We start from the raw sequence: 238 nt of genomic DNA, 5'->3' as shown, positions 1-238 counted from the left end.
TGAAAGCCCTTCCCAGAAGGAAGGGAAATGCCCTCGCGCAAGGACTCATCACCCAAACCCCACGCCGCCTCAATGAAAGCCCTTCCCAGAAGGAAGGGAAATATTTTTGTTTCCATCGCCACGCCCATTCTGTTGATGCCTCAATGAAAGCCCCTCCAAAAAGGAAGGGAAATCTGCGTTGGCTCGTGAGGGCATGCTCGGCGAATCTGACCCTCAATGAAAGTCCCTCCGAAAAGGA

The sequence above is a fragment of the Rothia sp. HMSC061D12 genome, assembly GCF_001836735.1.
Lineage (GTDB): Bacteria > Actinomycetota > Actinomycetes > Actinomycetales > Micrococcaceae > Rothia.
The sequence above is the reverse complement of the archived record's forward strand: the minus strand, read 5'-3'. Positions refer to the sequence as shown.